Source organism: Rhizobium mongolense USDA 1844 (genome assembly GCF_000419765.1).
Classification (GTDB): domain Bacteria; phylum Pseudomonadota; class Alphaproteobacteria; order Rhizobiales; family Rhizobiaceae; genus Rhizobium; species Rhizobium mongolense.
On sequence record NZ_ATTQ01000003.1, the window covers coordinates 184,893 to 201,992 of the forward strand.

Annotated in this window: 10 protein-coding genes and 2 pseudogenes; 10 read left to right on the top strand and 2 right to left on the bottom strand. The window is 58.9% G+C overall.

Features of this window, described 5'->3' with window-relative positions:
* Positions 1 to 11: 11 nt before the first annotated feature.
* From A3C3_RS0106580 to A3C3_RS37880, 6 genes are all read left to right on the top strand, one after another.
* A complete protein-coding gene (locus A3C3_RS0106580) occupies positions 12 to 1,442 on the top strand; it encodes a phosphomannomutase (RefSeq protein WP_022713813.1) in 1,431 nt (476 codons plus the stop codon).
* A 120-nt stretch (positions 1,443 to 1,562) separates the two neighbouring features.
* Positions 1,563 to 2,939, top strand: coding sequence for a tetratricopeptide repeat protein (locus tag A3C3_RS0106585; RefSeq protein ID WP_167521924.1), 1,377 nt, complete (start codon positions 1,563 to 1,565; stop codon positions 2,937 to 2,939).
* Between the two features lie 15 nt (positions 2,940 to 2,954).
* Complete coding sequence (locus tag A3C3_RS0106590; protein ID WP_022713815.1) at positions 2,955 to 4,145, top strand: AGE family epimerase/isomerase; 1,191 nt, start codon at positions 2,955 to 2,957, stop codon at positions 4,143 to 4,145.
* A 235-nt stretch (positions 4,146 to 4,380) separates the two neighbouring features.
* On the top strand, positions 4,381 to 5,817 hold the full coding sequence (locus tag A3C3_RS0106600) for an MBOAT family O-acyltransferase (RefSeq protein WP_022713817.1): 1,437 nt from the start codon (positions 4,381 to 4,383) through the stop codon (positions 5,815 to 5,817).
* 14 nt (positions 5,818 to 5,831) lie between these two features.
* Complete coding sequence (locus tag A3C3_RS0106605; RefSeq protein WP_022713818.1) at positions 5,832 to 6,980, top strand: alginate O-acetyltransferase AlgX-related protein; 1,149 nt, start codon at positions 5,832 to 5,834, stop codon at positions 6,978 to 6,980.
* 525 nt (positions 6,981 to 7,505) lie between these two features.
* Positions 7,506 to 9,332, top strand: coding sequence for an ABC transporter ATP-binding protein/permease (locus A3C3_RS37880; protein WP_084796921.1), 1,827 nt, complete (start codon positions 7,506 to 7,508; stop codon positions 9,330 to 9,332).
* A gap of 581 nt (positions 9,333 to 9,913) precedes the next feature.
* Here the strand turns inward: A3C3_RS37880 and A3C3_RS41280 are convergent.
* Positions 9,914 to 10,961 (bottom strand): annotated as a pseudogene (locus A3C3_RS41280) (AI-2E family transporter); the annotation flags it as partial.
* Between the two features lie 242 nt (positions 10,962 to 11,203).
* Here A3C3_RS41280 and A3C3_RS37890 point away from each other — a divergent pair.
* Positions 11,204 to 11,750: pseudogene (locus tag A3C3_RS37890) on the top strand (PAS domain-containing protein); the annotation flags it as partial.
* Positions 11,751 to 11,939: 189 nt separating this feature from the next.
* On the opposite strand, the gene A3C3_RS0106630 reads toward A3C3_RS37890, so the two are convergent.
* Entirely contained in the window at positions 11,940 to 13,007 is a 1,068-nt protein-coding gene (locus tag A3C3_RS0106630; RefSeq protein ID WP_022713822.1) for an ABC transporter ATP-binding protein, read from the bottom strand.
* A 341-nt stretch (positions 13,008 to 13,348) separates the two neighbouring features.
* Here A3C3_RS0106630 and A3C3_RS0106635 point away from each other — a divergent pair, with 341 nt between their 5' ends.
* From A3C3_RS0106635 to A3C3_RS0106645, 3 genes are all read left to right on the top strand, one after another.
* A complete protein-coding gene (locus A3C3_RS0106635) occupies positions 13,349 to 14,989 on the top strand; it encodes an extracellular solute-binding protein (protein WP_022713823.1) in 1,641 nt (546 codons plus the stop codon).
* 72 nt (positions 14,990 to 15,061) lie between these two features.
* Positions 15,062 to 16,180 carry a carbohydrate ABC transporter permease gene (locus A3C3_RS0106640; RefSeq protein ID WP_022713824.1) on the top strand — a complete coding sequence of 373 codons (1,119 nt, stop codon included), beginning with the start codon at positions 15,062 to 15,064 and terminating at the stop codon, positions 16,178 to 16,180.
* Entirely contained in the window at positions 16,180 to 17,091 is a 912-nt protein-coding gene (locus A3C3_RS0106645; protein WP_022713825.1) for a carbohydrate ABC transporter permease, read from the top strand. The genes A3C3_RS0106640 and A3C3_RS0106645 overlap by 1 nt, the downstream gene beginning before the upstream one ends.
* The last annotated feature ends 9 nt before the right edge of the window (positions 17,092 to 17,100 follow it).

Here is a 17,100-nt window from a genome sequence, read left to right on the forward strand (position 1 = left end):
AGGAGGCTGGTTTGAGCCTGAAATTTGGTACGAGTGGATTGCGCGGGCTATCTGTGGACCTGAAGGGGAAGCCCTCCTTCGTCTATTCGGCAGCGTTTGCAACCTTTCTGTTGCGGAACCGGATCGCAAGAGCGGGCGATCGCGTTCTGGTCGGCTATGATTTCCGCGACTCCAGTCCGGCGATCGCCGCGAACGTCAAATTGGCGCTTGCTGCACAGGGCCTGCAGCCGATCGATTGCGGCAATCTGCCTACGCCCGCGCTTGCCTTTTACGGGATCCGCACGGGCGCTGCGTCGATGATGATCACCGGCTCGCACATTCCGGCCGATCGCAATGGCATTAAATTCTACCTGCCTGATGGAGAAATTGACAAAAATCACGAGCAGGGAATTTCCGCGATCGCCCAGGAACTGGTCGATTTGGAGCTGCCTGTCGCGACGGATTCGGCAAAGGAAACCGACGGGGCGGCGGATGCCGTGTCGCTGTTCATGGACCGTAACAAGACCTTGCTGCCGCAAAGTGCCCTTTCCGGTATGCGGGTCGGCGTCTACCAGCATTCGACGGTTGCCCGCGACATGCTAAGCGAGATCCTGAACTATTACGGGGCCGAGGTGTTCGATCTAGGCCGATCCGAAGTCTTTATTCCGGTCGATACGGAAGCCGTCTCCGCTCAAACCATCGCGGCGTTGCAACAGTGGGCCACCGAGCTTCGCCTCGACGCGATCGTATCGACCGATGGCGATGGTGACCGGCCCCTGATCGCCGACGAGACCGGCACGCCGATCAACGGAGATATATGCGGCCTAATCGCGGCCCGCTTTCTCGGCGCCGATGCGATTGTCACGCCGATCACCTCCAACTCGGGCATAGAAGCCCTTGGCAGTCATGTCGTCCGTACCAAGGTAGGTTCCCCCTTCGTGATTGCCGGAATGCAAGAATCGTTGAAGGCACACCAAGGCGTCGTTGGTTTCGAAGCCAACGGCGGGACGCTGACCGGTTCCTCCTTTCCGGTGGCATCAGGCTTGTTCGAGCCTTTGCCAACGCGTGACGCGTTCCTGCCCATTCTGGCCGTGCTCGCCACGGCGGCGGCTACCGGCCGGGCGCTGTCCAAGCTGAAACTGGATCTCGGTCTGCCGTTCACAGCTGCCGATCGGTTGGAGAATTTTGCGACCGAGCGGAGTGCCGCATTGATGGCCTGGCTGCGCGCCGATGACGCTAATCTTGAACGCTTCACTGCCCCGCTGGGGCAGGTTTCGGGGATCAGCGAGCTCGACGGACTGCGGGTGACTTTGAGCAACGGCAGGATCGTCCATTTCAGGCCGTCTGGGAATGCTCCGGAGATGCGCTGCTATGTCGAGGCCGGCAGCGCCGAGGAGACGGCGCAGGTGCTTGATACAGGGTTGGGATTGTTGCGCGGCTTCGACGCACCTGATCGGTGCTGAACAAGGGATAAGGCTGGCCTGACGCGGCCTTGGTGGTGGTTTGGATCTGCCAACGTGATCGGTTAGGGCCGCCGTTGGATGCATTTGAGGGGCAAGGGTGGACTGACAATGAAGAAGATGATGAGTTTGAGTAAGGCGCTGGTGGTGGGAACCATGGCGATCTCAGCGGCCGCGTGCACGAGTTCGCCTAAGTTTGCTTATGACGACGCCAAGGCCCAGATCGGTTACGAGAAGGCGGGCTTCAAGTGGCGCCGTGATCCGGAACAGTTGCTGGCCTTTGCTGCGCAGCATGCGAAGGCACAGGAAGACGTAGTCCGCTACAACCGCGCCTATGGCAATCTGGTGCGCGGTCGCGGCAAGAGCCAGGAGGCCTATGCCGCTTTCGAGCGCGCTGCACTTGCCGGCGATGCCAGCTCCGGCCGCCGCCTCGTCAAGGGCCATCTCGACGGGGTCTATCGTCCGGCAAACGTCCCCATGATCGCCCATTCGGTCTATCTGCCGCTGACAGCGGACAAGTCCGACGCAAACACGCGGCTGCTCCTGGCGCAATTGCTTGACAGCGGCGAGATCCGGGGCGGGGAATTCCGCACCGCGGACGCCTGGCTCGACGAAGCTGCGGCCGCGGGTGCTACCAAGGCATTCCGTGAACTCGCCGAGCGGGCTGAGAAGTCCGGCAATGTCGCGCTTGCCTCCGATTACTATTATCGGGCGGACAAGACGTCGAAGGCAGATCGTGCCCTGCGCCAGGCGCGGGTTTACTATCTCGGCCTCGAGGGTGGACCCAACCCGAAGCTCGGTCACGCCTGGCTCGAACTGGCGCGTAAGCTCGACAAGCAGGGCGCTGGCCAGCTGGCTGCGCGCATCTATCGCACCACCTTGGGCGGGCGTGATGGCTCCTACCTGATCAGCGTTGCTACGACCGCCGGCGTCAACGTCCTGTCGCGAGAACAATTGCTGGAAGCCTATCGCAGTGCCCAGACCAATGCGGACCGGGCGAAGATCCTCGAACCGCTGAAAGCAGCGGCGCGTAATAACGATCCCAATGCGTCCTATGAACTGGCCGCCATCTACATCAGCACGCGCGGCGAGCCGAGCGAGATCAACAGCCTCCTCGTCAAGGCCTATTCCAAGGGCAAGCCTGAGGCCTTGGACCTGATGATCTCGCAGCTGATGCGGGCGGAAGCCGGGCAGAAGGCCGCGGATATCCTGTTCGACGGTGTCGTCAAGGCGGCGCAGAAAGGCAATGTCGAGGCCGCCCGATCGCTAAGCTCGCTTTACCGCATCGGTGGGTTCAAGGCTGCTAATCGCGAAGAGAGCCGCACGTGGCTGCAGCGGGCAGCCGACGCGGGCGACGCCAAGTCGCAATACGAACTCGGCGTCGATCTCTACGAGAATGGTGGCAATCCGCAATCCAAGCAGATGGCGCTGCAATATCTCAACATGGCAGCTGGGCAAGGTGACCTCTTCGCCCTGACCTATCTCAAATCCAAGACGTAACGGGAGTATTGGCGAATGTTGGACGCTGAGTATTCACGCGCCTTGGCCGCCTTTTCGGACGAGGTCTCTCTCTTGCGCGACTGGCTGTACGGCAATGCGCTGCCGCTCTGGTTCGAGGTCGGCTACGACCGGCAGGCCGGAGGTTTCTTCGAACGGGTCGGGTTGGATGGCACGCCTTGCTTGGAGGACAATCGGAGGGCTCGGGTGCATCCGCGGCAGATCTATTGCTTTGCCGCGGCCGGCGCGCGCAACGTACTTGTCGACTGGCGCGAACTGATCCAGCACGGATTTTCGTGGTTTGAGCGCGTCTATCGCAGGGACGATGCGTTCTTCGGCAGTGTCGCGTCGCCTTCGGGGGAGATGATCGACGAGAGCTTCGACCTCTATAATCAGGCCTTCGCCCTCTTCGCTTTTTCCCAGTTGGCCCTGTCCGTCCCCGAACAGAAGGACGCGATGGAGCAAAAGGCGCGCGTCCTGCTCGCCACGCTGAAGGCGGAATATGCCCATCCGGAGGCGGGGTTCGAGGAAGGCCGCCCGGTCAAGCTGCCGCTGTGCTCCAATCCGCACATGCATCTCTTTGAGGCCTGCCTCGCCTGGGAGACGATGGCTGCTGATCCTATACCCTGGGCTGCGTTGGCCGATGAGATCGCCAATCTTGCGATGACGCGGTTCATCGATCAGGAGACCGGTGCGCTCAGGGAGTTCTTCAACCGCGACTGGACACCGTTTCCCGGTGACAAGGGACGGATCGTCGAGCCCGGTCATCAATTCGAATGGGCATGGCTCCTGGCACGCTGGGGGATTGCGCGCAACGTCCCGAAGGCAATTGCGGTCGCCGAGCGGCTCTTCGAAATCGGCGTCGAACACGGTGTCTGCGACGAGCGGCAGGTGGCCTTCATGGGGCTGTATGACGATTTTTCGATTTCTGACCCTGTCGCAAGGCTCTGGCCGCAGACCGAATGGCTGAAGGCCTCCGCCCTGCTGGCCCAGATCAGTCGTGGCGAGCAGCGGACCTATTATCTGCGCCAGGCGGTGAAGGCCGGGGCGGCGTTACGCAAGTTCCTCGCCACAGACATTCCCGGGCTCTGGTACGATAAGCTCCCCCTGAGCGGGCAGTTTGTTAACGAGCCTGCGCCTGCCAGCAGTTTCTACCACATCCTTTGCTCGATCTACGAAGTCGACGACACCCTGAAACTGTTGCAGTGAATTCCGCCCTTTTCTTTGCCGGTCTGTATCGACCCGACGCCCCGAGCGGCATGATTCGCCGCCGGTCTGCAATCACGAATGAGGACATCAACTTGGCCACTGATCTTGCTTCCGACCATGAGGGCGCAGCTTTGCCCGGATGCGCGGTTTACTCGTCGTCGCGGGACGATGCGCCGGACGCATCGAGCCGCGCGGGCTGCCGCCCGAGTTCGCGCCAGGACTAGGAGTTTCGGACATGGTCTTTTCGTCGGTCATTTTCATTTTCGTCTATCTGCCGCTGTTCCTCGCGCTCTATTACGCCTGCCCGGCCCGATACAGGTCCTATTTCATCCTGATCGGCTCCTACTGCTTCTATGCCTGGTGGCGGGTGGATCTTTCTCTGCTGATGCTGGCCACAACAGCGTTCAACTATTGCGCGGCGCTGGCGGTGCACGGGGCACGAAGGCCGCAAAGGCGAAAACTGTTCCTCGTCGCGACCGTCGTCGGCGATCTCGCGCTGCTCTTCTATTTCAAATATTTCAACTTCTTCGCCGATAGCAGTGCTTATTTGTTCAATCAGGGCGAGCCCTACAGCTGGTCCTTACCGCACGTCATCTTGCCGATCGGCATCTCCTTTTATATCTTCCACAACATCAGCTACGTCGTCGACGTCTATCGGCGCGATCTCGAACCATCGCGGACCTTCGTTGATTATGCGGCGTTCATCGCCTTTTTCCCGCATCAGATCGCCGGTCCGGTGCTGCGCTTTTCCGATCTTGCCGAGCAATTCTATGGCCGTGAGCACAACTGGACGAAGTTCAACTACGGTGCGATGCGCTTCCTGACGGGACTTGCGAAAAAGGTGCTCATCGCCGACTCGATCGCTCCGGTCGCCGACGCGGCCTTTTCGATCCCTAATCCGACCATGGCGGAGAGCTGGCTCGGCGCGATAGCATACACGCTCCAGCTCTATTTCGATTTCTCCGGCTATTCGTCCATGGCGATCGGACTCGGCATGATGGTAGGCTTCCATTTTATCGAGAACTTCGACGCGCCCTACAGATCGGTCAACATCACGGATTTCTGGCGCCGCTGGCATATTTCTCTCTCGAACTGGCTACGCGACTACCTCTACATTCCGCTGGGCGGCAATCGGAAAGGCGTTGGGCGTACCTATTTTAACTTGGCGGCCACCATGGTTCTTGGAGGACTGTGGCACGGAGCAAACACGACCTTCCTCGTTTGGGGGGCTTGGCACGGCTTCTGGCTCGCGGTGGAGCGCTATTTCAACGTTTCGGCCAATGCGCCCTTTCGCATTTCCTCGTGGCTCTTCACCATGCTGCTCGTGGTGATCGGCTGGGTTTTCTTCCGGGCGGCCAATATGACCGAAGCGATGAGTATGCTCGCCGGCATGGTCGGGCTGAATGGATTTGGCTTGCGCAGCGACTATGCTTGGGAGTTTCCCAACTTTGGATTTCTGCTGATGGTCGTCGGCGTTCTCACGGCGCTTGGCGAGCCGCAATTGCGCCGGTTCTTCGGACTGAAAACGACCAAGGAACTAGTGTACGTCGGAGTGATCGATTATCCGCATGTCAACCCCGTTCTGGGGGTTACCGCGACCGTTCTCGGCTTGGCTGCGATCGTCAAGCTAGTGGCCGATAGCGATACACCTTTCCTCTATTTTCAGTTTTAAGGAGAGTGCCAGGTATGGACGAGTTCACTCAGGTCGTCGCTTCCGGCGAAATAGATGCTCTGACGTCAAAAAAAGACGGGCTTAGGCTGAAAGCGAAACTGGCTTATCTACCGGCTCTGTCGATTTTCATCCTGTTTGCTTGCGGCGTTGCCGTTCTCGGCCACTTCTGGAACAGCAAGGAGATGGCGGATCATCGGCAGTCGAAGCGATCCCTCGCAGACGTCATCCAGGGCCGTGAGGCATTGGCCGTCGAGAGGATATACAAAGACGTGTTCCCGATTCGGGACTTCTCCACTGGCCTGTTGAACCTCATAAGCTTCAAGATATTTGGCGAAGCGCGCAAAGGGCTGATCAAGGGGAGCGACGGCTGGTTCTTCAGCGATGAGGAATTCAGCTGGAATCGCAAATCCTTGAGCATGCTTGAGAAGCATCTGAATTTCGTAGAGGACACGCTTTCCACGCTAAGGGAGGCCGGTATCGAGCCTATTCTACTATTGATTCCGGAAAAGGCTGACATTTATCGCGATAAGCTCGGCGATGTTACCGTGCCGTCGTCACGTGAGCACTTTTATGAAAACGTACGGCTCCGGCTGATCACTATGGGTGCACCGGTTCCCGATCTGCGGGAGGCGTTTCTACAGGCTCGTGAACAAAAGCCGGTCTTCCTGAAGTCCGACACTCACTGGACTGTGCAGGGCGCTGGTGTGGCCGCCGGTTCCGTCGCTCAGGTGCTAGCACATCATCCAGAGCTGAAGCACAAGGAATTTACTTTGAAGCCAGAAGAAGAGATCGTGCATATGGGTGACCTCTACAAGTTTGCCAAGTTCTCGATCTTTGAGCCTTTCGTTCCCATGCCCGGCGATGCTCTCACGTCGCTTGCCGCCATGAGCGCGGATGCCAGCCTCGACGACCTGCTATCTGACGAGAATGAGGGGCCGGAGGTGGCGATGGTGGGCTCCAGCTACAGCGCCAACGCCAAATGGAGCTTCGAAGCCCAGTTAAAGGCGGAGGCGAGAGTCGACGTCATCAATTTCGCTGAGGAGGGTAAAGGGCCGTTCGCCCCGATGGAAACCTTCCTCAAAGAGAAGCTCCACGAGCAGAAGCAACTCAAATATGTCATATGGGAAATGCCACTTCGCTATTTCGATGAGGTGGCGTACTGAAGCGGATGTGGTTGAATGGTCGATATTGACTTTGCCGTGGAGGTACGAGTTCTACTGCAAAATTACTGTGCCAAGTGGCGACAAATGCAAAGTTTTGGATCGATCGCCTGGCTTGCTTATCCGCGGTTCGATCCCCATCAAGGCGAGCAATTGAGACGCAGACCGCTATTAGGCGCAAAGGAGAAGCGAACGATCTGCGTTTCCGATCTGTGCTCGCAGGATCGCATGACGTGTCCTCGGGAACCTACGCTAAGCCGCCACGGCAGTGAGAATGGAGGCCTCTTGCACTGGCCGGGTGGCGCGGTTGAGCTCCACTTGACGCGCAGGAATAGGCGCTGCCCATATCAAAGCTCAGCACTCGCCTCAGGCTATCCCAATTTGACAACCCCGATACTTGCCCCCAATTCTGCTTGCATGGGGTTAGAGAGTTGAAGTGCGATGCGGAGTGATGCTCACCGAAAAGGTGAATTGATCAAATGGATGCTCGGCCGTGAAACGCCGCACCACGCAAGCCCTGTTTCCTCGATGCGCAGCTTCTGGGGCCTGATGAGCGCCTATTGGCTTTCGCAAAGCTGGCGCGAGGCTTGGGGACTGACACTTGCTATTCTGGTCCTCACGGCATTGTCCGCCAAGGCCAGCGTCTGGTTCGCCGTCACCTCGGGCGAACTGGTCAACCGGATAGCCTACTTCCACCATCCAACAACGCCTTCCACGCCCACAGCGCTGCTGACCACTGCGGCGACGCTAGCCGCGATCGCGATCATGAGGGATGCAGGTTTCACAGCAGTCCGCCATTTCTTTTCGACCACGCTCCACCGCAAGTGGCGTGAGTGGCTCGACCGATGCTTCAACGAAGCACTGCTCGATTCCAACCATACGCATTTCCATCTACAGCAAATCGGATCCGACGCGAACGGATCCGCTATTTTCGCTCCGGACAATGTCGACCAACGCATCCAGGAATCGATTAAAGGCATGACCGGGGGTGCTATCGGACTCGCGATGGGCATCGCAGGCGTCGTGCTGTCCCTTGGCTTCGTGGGTAGCAAGCTGATTGAGACGTCGAGCGAAGTCAGAGGGCTCGAGTTCCTTGGCCGTTATGGCAGCGCGTGTCTAGCTTTCGCGGCGATCGCGATTTATGTGCCGCTAAATACCTTCATCGCAGCGAAGCTGGGCGGGATTCTCCAGCGTCTGTCGGTGCGTATGCAATGGGCGGAAGGCAGCTACCGCACCGAATTGAACACACTCCTGCACCGTAGTTTCCATGTTGCAGTCCTCCATGGCGAAAGAGCCCAGAAAGCCGTCAACAAGCGCCGGTACATCGACATTGACCAAACCTGGGCCAGCCAGAACCGCGTTACTGCCGGCTACATGGGATTCGAGCTGGTCCACAATTTCATCGGTTCGCGGATTGTCGCTTACGCACCCGGCCTACTCCCGTACGTGGACAACAAGATCAGCCTGCAGCACTATGTCACTGGTGCCGAACTCGCGAACGCACTGATCAACGAGTGCTCGTGGTTCATTCACGTCATGCCCGACATTGCGACGCTCAGGGCGAATGCTCGCCGAATAACCGATCTCGCAGAAGCGATCGAAACCGTTCAACGGCCTCAGGAGTTTTACGCGCGCACCGGACCCTACGAATTCCTATACGCCAAGCAGGACACTGCGCTCGGCCTCACTGTTCGGCAGATCGAACTCCTGCATGCGGGTGTCGATCTTCCTTTTCTGGCCGCCGACGAGCTACGCTTCCTGCCAGGCGAGTGGACCTTGGTTGTTGGCGATTCAGGTAGCGGCAAGACCTCGCTTCTCAAGGCGACAAACGGCCTTTGGGCGCACGGCCGTGGCGCAATCATGACGCCAAGGCATGTGAGAAGCCTCTATGCCGCTCAGGACGTCAGGCTCCAGGCAGTGTCCTTGAAAGATCTTGTCTGCCTTCCGGACTCGGTCGACGAGCACCTGGACACGAGTGTCGCGGCGGCGTTGCACAAGGCGGGGCTCGGCGAGTTCATCGAAGAACTCTCAAGAGATGGCCGCGACGGCCAGAGCTGGGATCAGCTTCTGTCGGGGGGCCAGAAGCAAAAGCTCGTCCTTGCCAGAATCCTTCTGCTGCGGCCAGGACTCCTGTTCCTTGACGAGGCAACGAGCGCACTCGATACTCAGGCGGTGCATGCGTTCCTCCACGCGATTAAGGATCATTGCCGAGAGGCGACAGTTATCGCCGTCATGCATGACGTTTCGCCTATACAATCAGCGAGCGGCGTCGATTTCTTCGACAGCGTGCTCACCATCGAGAAAGGCGTAGCGAAAAAAATTGCCATCGCAGCATGGCGTCTGACGGGGAAGTGAAGGCGGTTGGCCCGGTCTTCTCGACACCTTTGCCGGCGTGCTCGGGGAGCTCATCCGGCTCAATCACATGGATACGCTCCAGATACGTGGGAAGCCCTTTGGGTGTAAAGCGAGTCACTGAACGGATCATTGCCAGCGTGCGACAAAAGGCTCGTCAGCGGGCCAAGTCGTCGAGCGATCACCACGCTGCGTTCGTGAGTTCAGTTGTGTCGAGGAGAACGAACTCCCGTCACAGCTATCATCGCGTCCTTCAAATGGAACATAACCCAGCGCTAAACGTTGGACTAAGTCGGAGTACATTCACGAGAAAATACCCGTGCTAGGCACTCCTAGGAGACGTAAATGGATATCACCACGCTTCTCATCATAGTTCTGATCGTTGTTCTGCTAGGCGGCGGCTGGTACGGCCGAGGACGCTGGTATTAAGCGACACCCTGGAGACGGGTGCTGGCAGAAAACCCGTCGAGATATAACGTTACCGGCAAGATGTGGCCATGGGCAATGGCGACACCCGCGCGCTTATGCACCAACACCCAACGGCCGCACTGAGCCACCGCCTCAGTCGGAGTCGGAAGGCCGAGTGGGTGACTGCGTTCCTCGACTTCGGCCATGGTCCACTCACGGAAGAGGCTGTAGGCGACCGCCAGCAGCGTTGGCCCAAGAAATATTCCAATGAAGCCAAAGGCGATGACGCCGCCAAGGAGCCCGAAGAGGCCGAGCAACACGGGCAGGGTGTTGGTCTTGCCGAGGACGTAGGGTCTGATGAGATTGTCGATGCTGCTGACGAGGAGCAAGCCCCACGCTGCGATGAAGATGCTCCACCAAACGGCTCCCTGAACAAGAAACCATAGCGCCACCGAGCCCCAGACGAGTGGGGGGCCTACCGGCACAAACGACAGGACGAACGTAAGGAAACCAAGTAGCAGCGCCTGAGGTACACCGGCGATCCAGAAACCAAGGCCGGCTAGGAGGGCCTGGGCAAGGGCTGTGGCGATCAAGCCGTAAATGACGCCCTTGACAGTCGCGCCCACGACCACAAGCAGCTCTCGGGCCCGAGGGCCGGCGAATCTTTCGCCAACTGCGCGCACGTGGGCCGCCATCCGCCGGCCGTGAAGGAAGAAGAAAAAAGCGACCGAGTTCCAAGAGCCCAGCGCCGAGCACCGCTCCGCTGGCTACTGCCAAGTTTGTGGCGGGTCCGATCAGCTTCTTGAGTTCAATGGTGAACGCGGGCGCATTGTGGGCCAAGCTCTCCCAATAGGCAGCCAGCTTCTCGCCGATTAACGGGAGTCCTGCGACCCAACGAGGCGGCGTCGGCGGGCCCTGCTCGAGAATCTGGTTCGTCGCCGCTAGCAGGTTGCCTACGCTGTCCGTCAATGTCGGCACCATGACGGCGAACGGTGCGACCAGAACCAGGGCGACCAGCAACGTCATCATGGCGGCGGCCACGCTTTTATTGCCACCGACTGCATGCTCGCACCTCCTGTAGACCGGCCATGTCGAGAAACAGATGACCGCCGCCCACAGGATGGCTGACAGGAAGGGCTGAAGCACGAGAGCGCAACCGAACGCAAGCAGAAGAAGGGCGCCGACCCCCAGAATTTGTTCGATTGGCTTGCCGAGAGGTATCATGCCCAATCTTTCCCGTTGCTTCCGGCCAGATTATCAGCGAACGACGCGATGTGCAGCCAGGAGAAAGGTCGGCGTGTTGGGCCTCACTGGGACAGTCCGCGCGACAATTCTGGCGACAATCCGAGAAGCGCCAGCCCGATATGGCATCTCGCCTGGCTTAGCCACGCGGCGACAATTGCCGAGGAGGGGTATACTATACGGGAAAGATCGAACCTTCATTGCGAACAGGTGATCCGCGGCCCATGATCGATTTTCAAAATATTGAAGACGCGCAGACCTTGGCGCAAGCAATTGTGAATACCATTCCAGAGCCCTTTATTGTCCTCGACGACCAGTTTCGTGTGCTGGCTGCCAGCCGTTCTTTTCATGAAACGTTCAAGTTCGATCCCGAATATACAAGAGGCCGCCTGCTTTACGCACTCGGTGACGGTCAATGGGACATTCCCGCCCTGCGCGTTGTTCTTGAGACGATCATTCCCGAACATGCCTCAATGGAGGGCTTTGAGGTTGCGCATGATTTTCCCCATCTCGGCCGCCGGATCATGCTGCTCAACGCCCGACAGGTCACCTACGGAGATAGCTCCCGCTCGACGATCCTGCTGGCATTCACCGACGTCACGGAGCGCCGCAAGATCGAGTGGGAAAAGGAAGAGCTCCTTAAGCAGACAGAAGAGCTGCTACATCAGAAGGAAATCCTGCTGCAGGAAATGCAGCACCGCGTTGCCAATAGTCTCCAGATCATCGCCAGCATATTGCTGTTGAAGGCGCGGGCGGTCACGTCTAGCGGGAAGCGACCGAGGGCGCGAAATCATCGGCACACGTCCGTTCGACGACCAACCCGACGAGCGCACTGTCATTCAATGCGTCAATCGCGGCAGTCTGACCCAAGCGAAGGCGGAGAAGGATATGGCCGCAGCGGTGAACGCGGTGAGCGGCAAACCTGACGCATAAAGCTTAAGTTGGCGGAAAGTCCGAGGCTCAATCCGGCCGCAACGTCTTGCCCGATCCCGCATCGAATAGATGAAGCTTTCCGGTACGAGGGGCTACCCTCACGACCTGCCCTGGCTCAAAATCGTGGCGTTCCGAAAATACCGCGACAAGCTCGCCCGGCCCGTAACGCAGGAACACCATCGTTTCATGGCCGGTGGGTTCGGTGACGTTGACAGTCGTCGTGAGGCTGCTTTCGGCCAGCGACAGATGTTCCGGCCGCACGCCCAGGAGCACAGGCTGCCCGTCGGACGCTTCCGGGGTGAAGCCGAGCGAGATCTCGTCTCCGTTCTCCGTGACGAAGATTGCACCATCGGCCTTGTACCGGCCTTTGAGGAGATTCATCGACGGCGAGCCGATGAAGGTTGCCACGAACGTGTTGCTGGGACGGTCGTAAAGCTCCAGAGGCGTGCCGATCTGTTCGACCTTGCCGCTCTGCATCACCACGATCTTGTCGGCCATGGTCATCGCTTCGACCTGGTCATGAGTAACATAGATAGTCGTGGTTTTCAGCCGCTGGTGCAGTTCCTTGATCTCCTTGCGCATCTGCACGCGCAGCTTGGCATCCAGGTTCGACAAAGGCTCGTCGAACAGGAATACTTGCGGCGACCTGACGATGGCTCGACCCATCGCCACACGCTGCCGCTGGCCGCCCGAAAGCTGGCGCGGATAACGGTCCAGATAGGGTACGAGATCGAGCGTTTCGGCCGCCGACTGCAGGCGCTGTTTGATGACGTCGGCCGGCTGCTTCTGCAGGCGCAGCGCAAAGACCATGTTTTCGGCAACGGTTTTGTGCGGATAAAGCGCATAGCTCTGGAAGACCATCGCAATATCGCGGTCCTTCGGCGGCAGATTGTTGACGACCTTTCCGCCGATTGAGATGGTGCCGCCCGTGATGCTTTCGAGCCCCGCGACCATCCGCAACAGAGTCGATTTCCCGCAACCGGACGGGCCGACGAGCACGACAAACTCGCCGTCGCGAATTTCTATATCTACACCATGCAGGACATTTAAGGCGCCGTAGGCCTTCTGCGCCCCCGAAATATTGACCTCAGCCATGTGCCTCCCACTCGCTTTCCGGCGACCCCGGGCAGCCCCAAGGGTATGCATTTCCTGACAGGTACTCCCAGGGCATCCGGGCGCACGAAACTGCCCTCTGCCCTACCACAAAAATACGCGCCAGACCTCCTTCATGAAACGTTTCATTTTTCATTGACTTTTTCCGCCTGCCGTCTAATGCTCGTTGGCGAGACCCGGGAGGAGCGGTTTCAAGCAAGATATGAAACGTTTCATTTCTTGTTTACCAGATAGTTCTGCACGAGGCCAGTCTTAAAATGGGACTGGAGCCAGCTTGGCAACAGCGGTTGGCGGCAGCACAACGAAACGTGGAGGAGGAAGACATGAAAGTCGAAATATACGATGCGTTGATGCGCCGTCAGGCAAGTCGCCGCGACGTTTTGCGCGGAACGGCAAGTGCCGCGGCTCTGCTCGGCCTGTCGGGCGCGATGGGCGGGATTGCCGGCACCGCATTTGCCGCGGATGATTTGCGCGCCCAAATCCTGCAAATTCCAGGTGTCGGCAAGGGCTCGCCAACGGACGCGGACTGGCAGAAGGTGGGCGAGCTCTGCCTCGGTCCGACCAAGGCGAATGTCAAGCAGGGCGAGTTCGCCGGTGTCGAGCTGACCTTCATGGGGCTCAACAACCAGAATCTCCACAACTTCCTGTTTCGCGGTTTCCTGAAGCCGTGGGAAGCCTATACTGGAGCCAAAATCAACTGGATCGACCTTGCCCAGGCCGACTACAACGCCCGCCTTCAACAGTCGATCGCAACCGGCACGGTTGATTTCGACATCCTTGAAATGGGCGCACCCTTCGAAGGCGACACCGCCGGGCGCGGGCTTCTAGACGAGATGCCCGACTGGGTTGGAAAGCAGATCGAGGCCGACGACCTGGTGAGCTACCTGAAGCCGCCGGTCGGCACCTGGGACGGCAAGACCTATCGCGTGACGATTGACGGCGACTGCCACACCTTCGCCTATCGCAAGGATTACTTCGGCGAAGGATCGATCAGCGGCATGGCCGAGCCGCCGAAGACCTGGCAGGAAGTTAACGAAGCTTCCAAGGCGCTGATCGGCAAGACCGATCCGCTGACCGGCCAGCCAGCCTACGGTTATCTCGACCCGCTCAAGGGCTGGGGCGGTTTCGGCTTCTATTTCATCGAGAACCGCGCGACGGCCTATGCCAAATATCCGGGCGACCCGGCTTGGCTGTTCGATCCTGAAAACATGAAGCCGCTGGTCAATAACCCCGCGTGGGTTCAGGCGATCCAGGACGTCCTGGATCTGATCGCGGCTAAGGCCTATCCGGCCGACCAGATCAATGCTGATCCTGGCACCACAGCCTTCTCGCAGTTCCTGGCAGGCACCGGCGCAATGCTGATGTGGTGGGGCGATGTCGGCTCCGGCGCGCGCACCTCGGACACCTCAGTTGTAGGCGACGTGGTCGGCTTCGGCATCAACCGCGGCTCCAACCGCGTCTTCAACCGCAAGACCGGGCAATGGGAAGACAAGTATAACGAAGCGCCGAACATGGCCTATCTCGGCTGGGGCATCTACGTTACCAAACAAGTCTCCAGCGACGAGAAGAAGCGCAAGGCGGCTTGGTCTGCTGCTGCCCATCTCGGCGGCAAGGATCTCTCCCTGTGGACGTCGGCCTATCCCTCCGGTTTCCAGCCCTACCGTCAGTCCAACTTCAACTATGACGAATGGGAAAAGGCAGGTTACGACCGCGCCTATATCGAGGACTATCTGGGTTCGAACGTCGACAGCTACAACCACCCGAACGCGGCCATCGAACCGCGCATCCCCGGCATCTTCCAATATTACTCTGTCGCCGAGGACGAACTGGCGAAGGGCTTTGCCGGACAGTACAAGTCGGCACAGGAAACCGCGGATGCGATTGCAGGCGCCTGGGAGAAGATCACCGACCAGATCGGCCGCGATAGCCAGCTGAAACTCTATCGGACGAGCCTCGGGCTCTGACCGGTTGACTAAACGCGCTGGCGCATCAAAAGCGATTTCGCCAGCGCCCATTCTGTCCGGGTGAGGAATATCATGTCGACAGTCGAAGGCGACCTGCTCCACACGGTCGAAGCCGGCTCCATTTCCGCGAGCCGTCGTTTCTGGGGCCGCACGGTTCTGTGGCTGAGCGCTATATTATTCGTAGCATCGTTTGTATTACAGAGCGCCCATGAGCTGGGCTGGACCGATTGGGGATTCGCGAACTGGCGCCCGGTTCTCTACGCCTATTTTCTCTGGGCCGCCGTTCTCTGCGTCACTCGCGTCGTCATTTACGGCGAGGCAGGCAAGAAGGCGCTTTTTGTTCTGCCGGCAGCGCTTTTCGTTGTGTCGATGGTGGTATTCCCGCTGATCTTTGCGCTCTGGATCGGCTTTTCTGATTGGAACCTCGCCTCTTCAACCGGGCGCCGCTTCAACGGGCTCGACAATGTGCGCCGGATGATCGCGGATCCGTTCTATACTAACGCCTTGCTCAATATGATCCTTTATTGCCTGGCGATTGCGGTCGAATATGCAATCGCGTTCGGTCTGGCCTTGCTCCTCAACCAGGAAATCATCGCACGCAAGTTCTGGCGTGTAACCTTCTTGGTGCCCTTGATGCTGTCGCCGGTCGCGGTGAGTTGGATGGTCGGCAAGTCGATGCTGGAGACCCGTTTCGGCCCGGTCGCGCGGTTTGTCCGCTGGCTCGGCTGGGAAAATCCATCCTTCTTCGGCGACCCGCTGATAGCACGGCTTTCGATCATGATCATGGACGCCTGGACATTCATTCCCTTCATGATGATCATGCTGCTCGCCGGATTGCAGGCCTTGTCGCGGGAGGTGCTGGAGGCGGCCGAAGTCGATGGCGCCACCAAGTGGCAACGCTTTTGGAAGGTCATTTTCCCGCTCATGCTGCCGGCTTCGGTAACGGCGGTGATGATCCGCATCATCTTCAAGCTCAAGCTCGCCGACATCATCATCACGGTGACATCAGGAGGTCCCGGCGGGGCGACCGATTCCGTCACCAGTTTCATTTATCGCGAATACCGCGACCGTTCGAATGTCGGATACGGTACCCTTCTCGCACTCGTCTATCTGGTGATCATCGTCTTCGGTATGACGGTGCTGATGAAGTTTTCCGACCGCATTGTGAAGCGTATGACAGGAAGGCTCTGATGGTTCGGATCGATTTCGAAAAATACGCGCGCGGCCAGCGCATTCGCTGGTGGGCCATGCGTTTCGCCGTCTACGGCCTGCTCGTCATATGGGCATTTGTATGCGTCTTCCCGCTGTTCTGGACGGTCTCGACCTCGTTCAAGACTGCCGCCGATGTCATGCGGGGCAATCTGATCCCCTGGTTCAACTTTTCGCCCAATTGGCTTGGCTGGCGCTCGCTCGGGCTTTCCCCCGATACGATTTTCCAGATATCGACGGTGCGCGACGAGTTCATGCGTAGGCTCTGGAACAGCGTCATCATCTCGGTCACGGCGTCCGCCCTTGCGGTCGTGCTCGGATCGCTCGCGGCCTATGGCCTCAGCCGCTTTTCCTATAAGTTCGGTCATATGCGCAACTCCGACATTTCCTTCTTTTTCTTGTCGCAGCTCATTATGCCGCCCGTCGTCCTCGCCCTGCCGTTCCTGGTTCTCTACAAGGAGTTGGCGCTGCTGGACACTTATGTGGGCATGATCGCCGTCTACACGCTGATGGTCTTGCCGATCGTCGTCTGGATCATGCGCGACCAGTTCGCCACGGTGCCAGTAGAGCTCGAGGAGGCCGCGCTGGTCGATGGGCTGTCGATCTGGGGCGCGTTTGCCCGCATCATCGTGCCGCTCGTTCTGCCGGGCATGGTTGCCGCCTTCCTCCTGGCGTTGATCCTGTGCTGGAACGAGTATTTCTTCGCCGCACTGCTGACCTCCACCAATACCAACACCCTGCCGGTAATGATTGCCAGCCAGACGGGCAGCCAGGGTATCAACTGGTGGTCGATGGCCGCCCTTTCCACCGCCGGTATCCTTCCGCTGGTCATCGTTGGCGTCGTGCTGGAAAAGCACATCATCGCCGGGATGACCGCAGGAGCAGTAAAGTAGCTGCGGGAC

Coding starts and splice junctions, on each gene's coding strand:
- A3C3_RS0106585 (WP_167521924.1), top strand. CDS start 1,563: ATGAGTTTGAGTAAGGCGCTGGTGGTGGGAACCATGGCGATCTCAGCG.
- A3C3_RS0106590 (WP_022713815.1), top strand. CDS start 2,955: ATGTTGGACGCTGAGTATTCACGCGCCTTGGCCGCCTTTTCGGACGAG.
- A3C3_RS0106600 (WP_022713817.1), top strand. CDS start 4,381: ATGGTCTTTTCGTCGGTCATTTTCATTTTCGTCTATCTGCCGCTGTTC.
- A3C3_RS0106605 (WP_022713818.1), top strand. CDS start 5,832: ATGGACGAGTTCACTCAGGTCGTCGCTTCCGGCGAAATAGATGCTCTG.
- A3C3_RS37880 (WP_084796921.1), top strand. CDS start 7,506: ATGCGCAGCTTCTGGGGCCTGATGAGCGCCTATTGGCTTTCGCAAAGC.
- A3C3_RS0106630 (WP_022713822.1), bottom strand. CDS start 13,007: ATGGCTGAGGTCAATATTTCGGGGGCGCAGAAGGCCTACGGCGCCTTA.
- A3C3_RS0106635 (WP_022713823.1), top strand. CDS start 13,349: ATGAAAGTCGAAATATACGATGCGTTGATGCGCCGTCAGGCAAGTCGC.
- A3C3_RS0106640 (WP_022713824.1), top strand. CDS start 15,062: ATGTCGACAGTCGAAGGCGACCTGCTCCACACGGTCGAAGCCGGCTCC.
- A3C3_RS0106645 (WP_022713825.1), top strand. CDS start 16,180: ATGGTTCGGATCGATTTCGAAAAATACGCGCGCGGCCAGCGCATTCGC.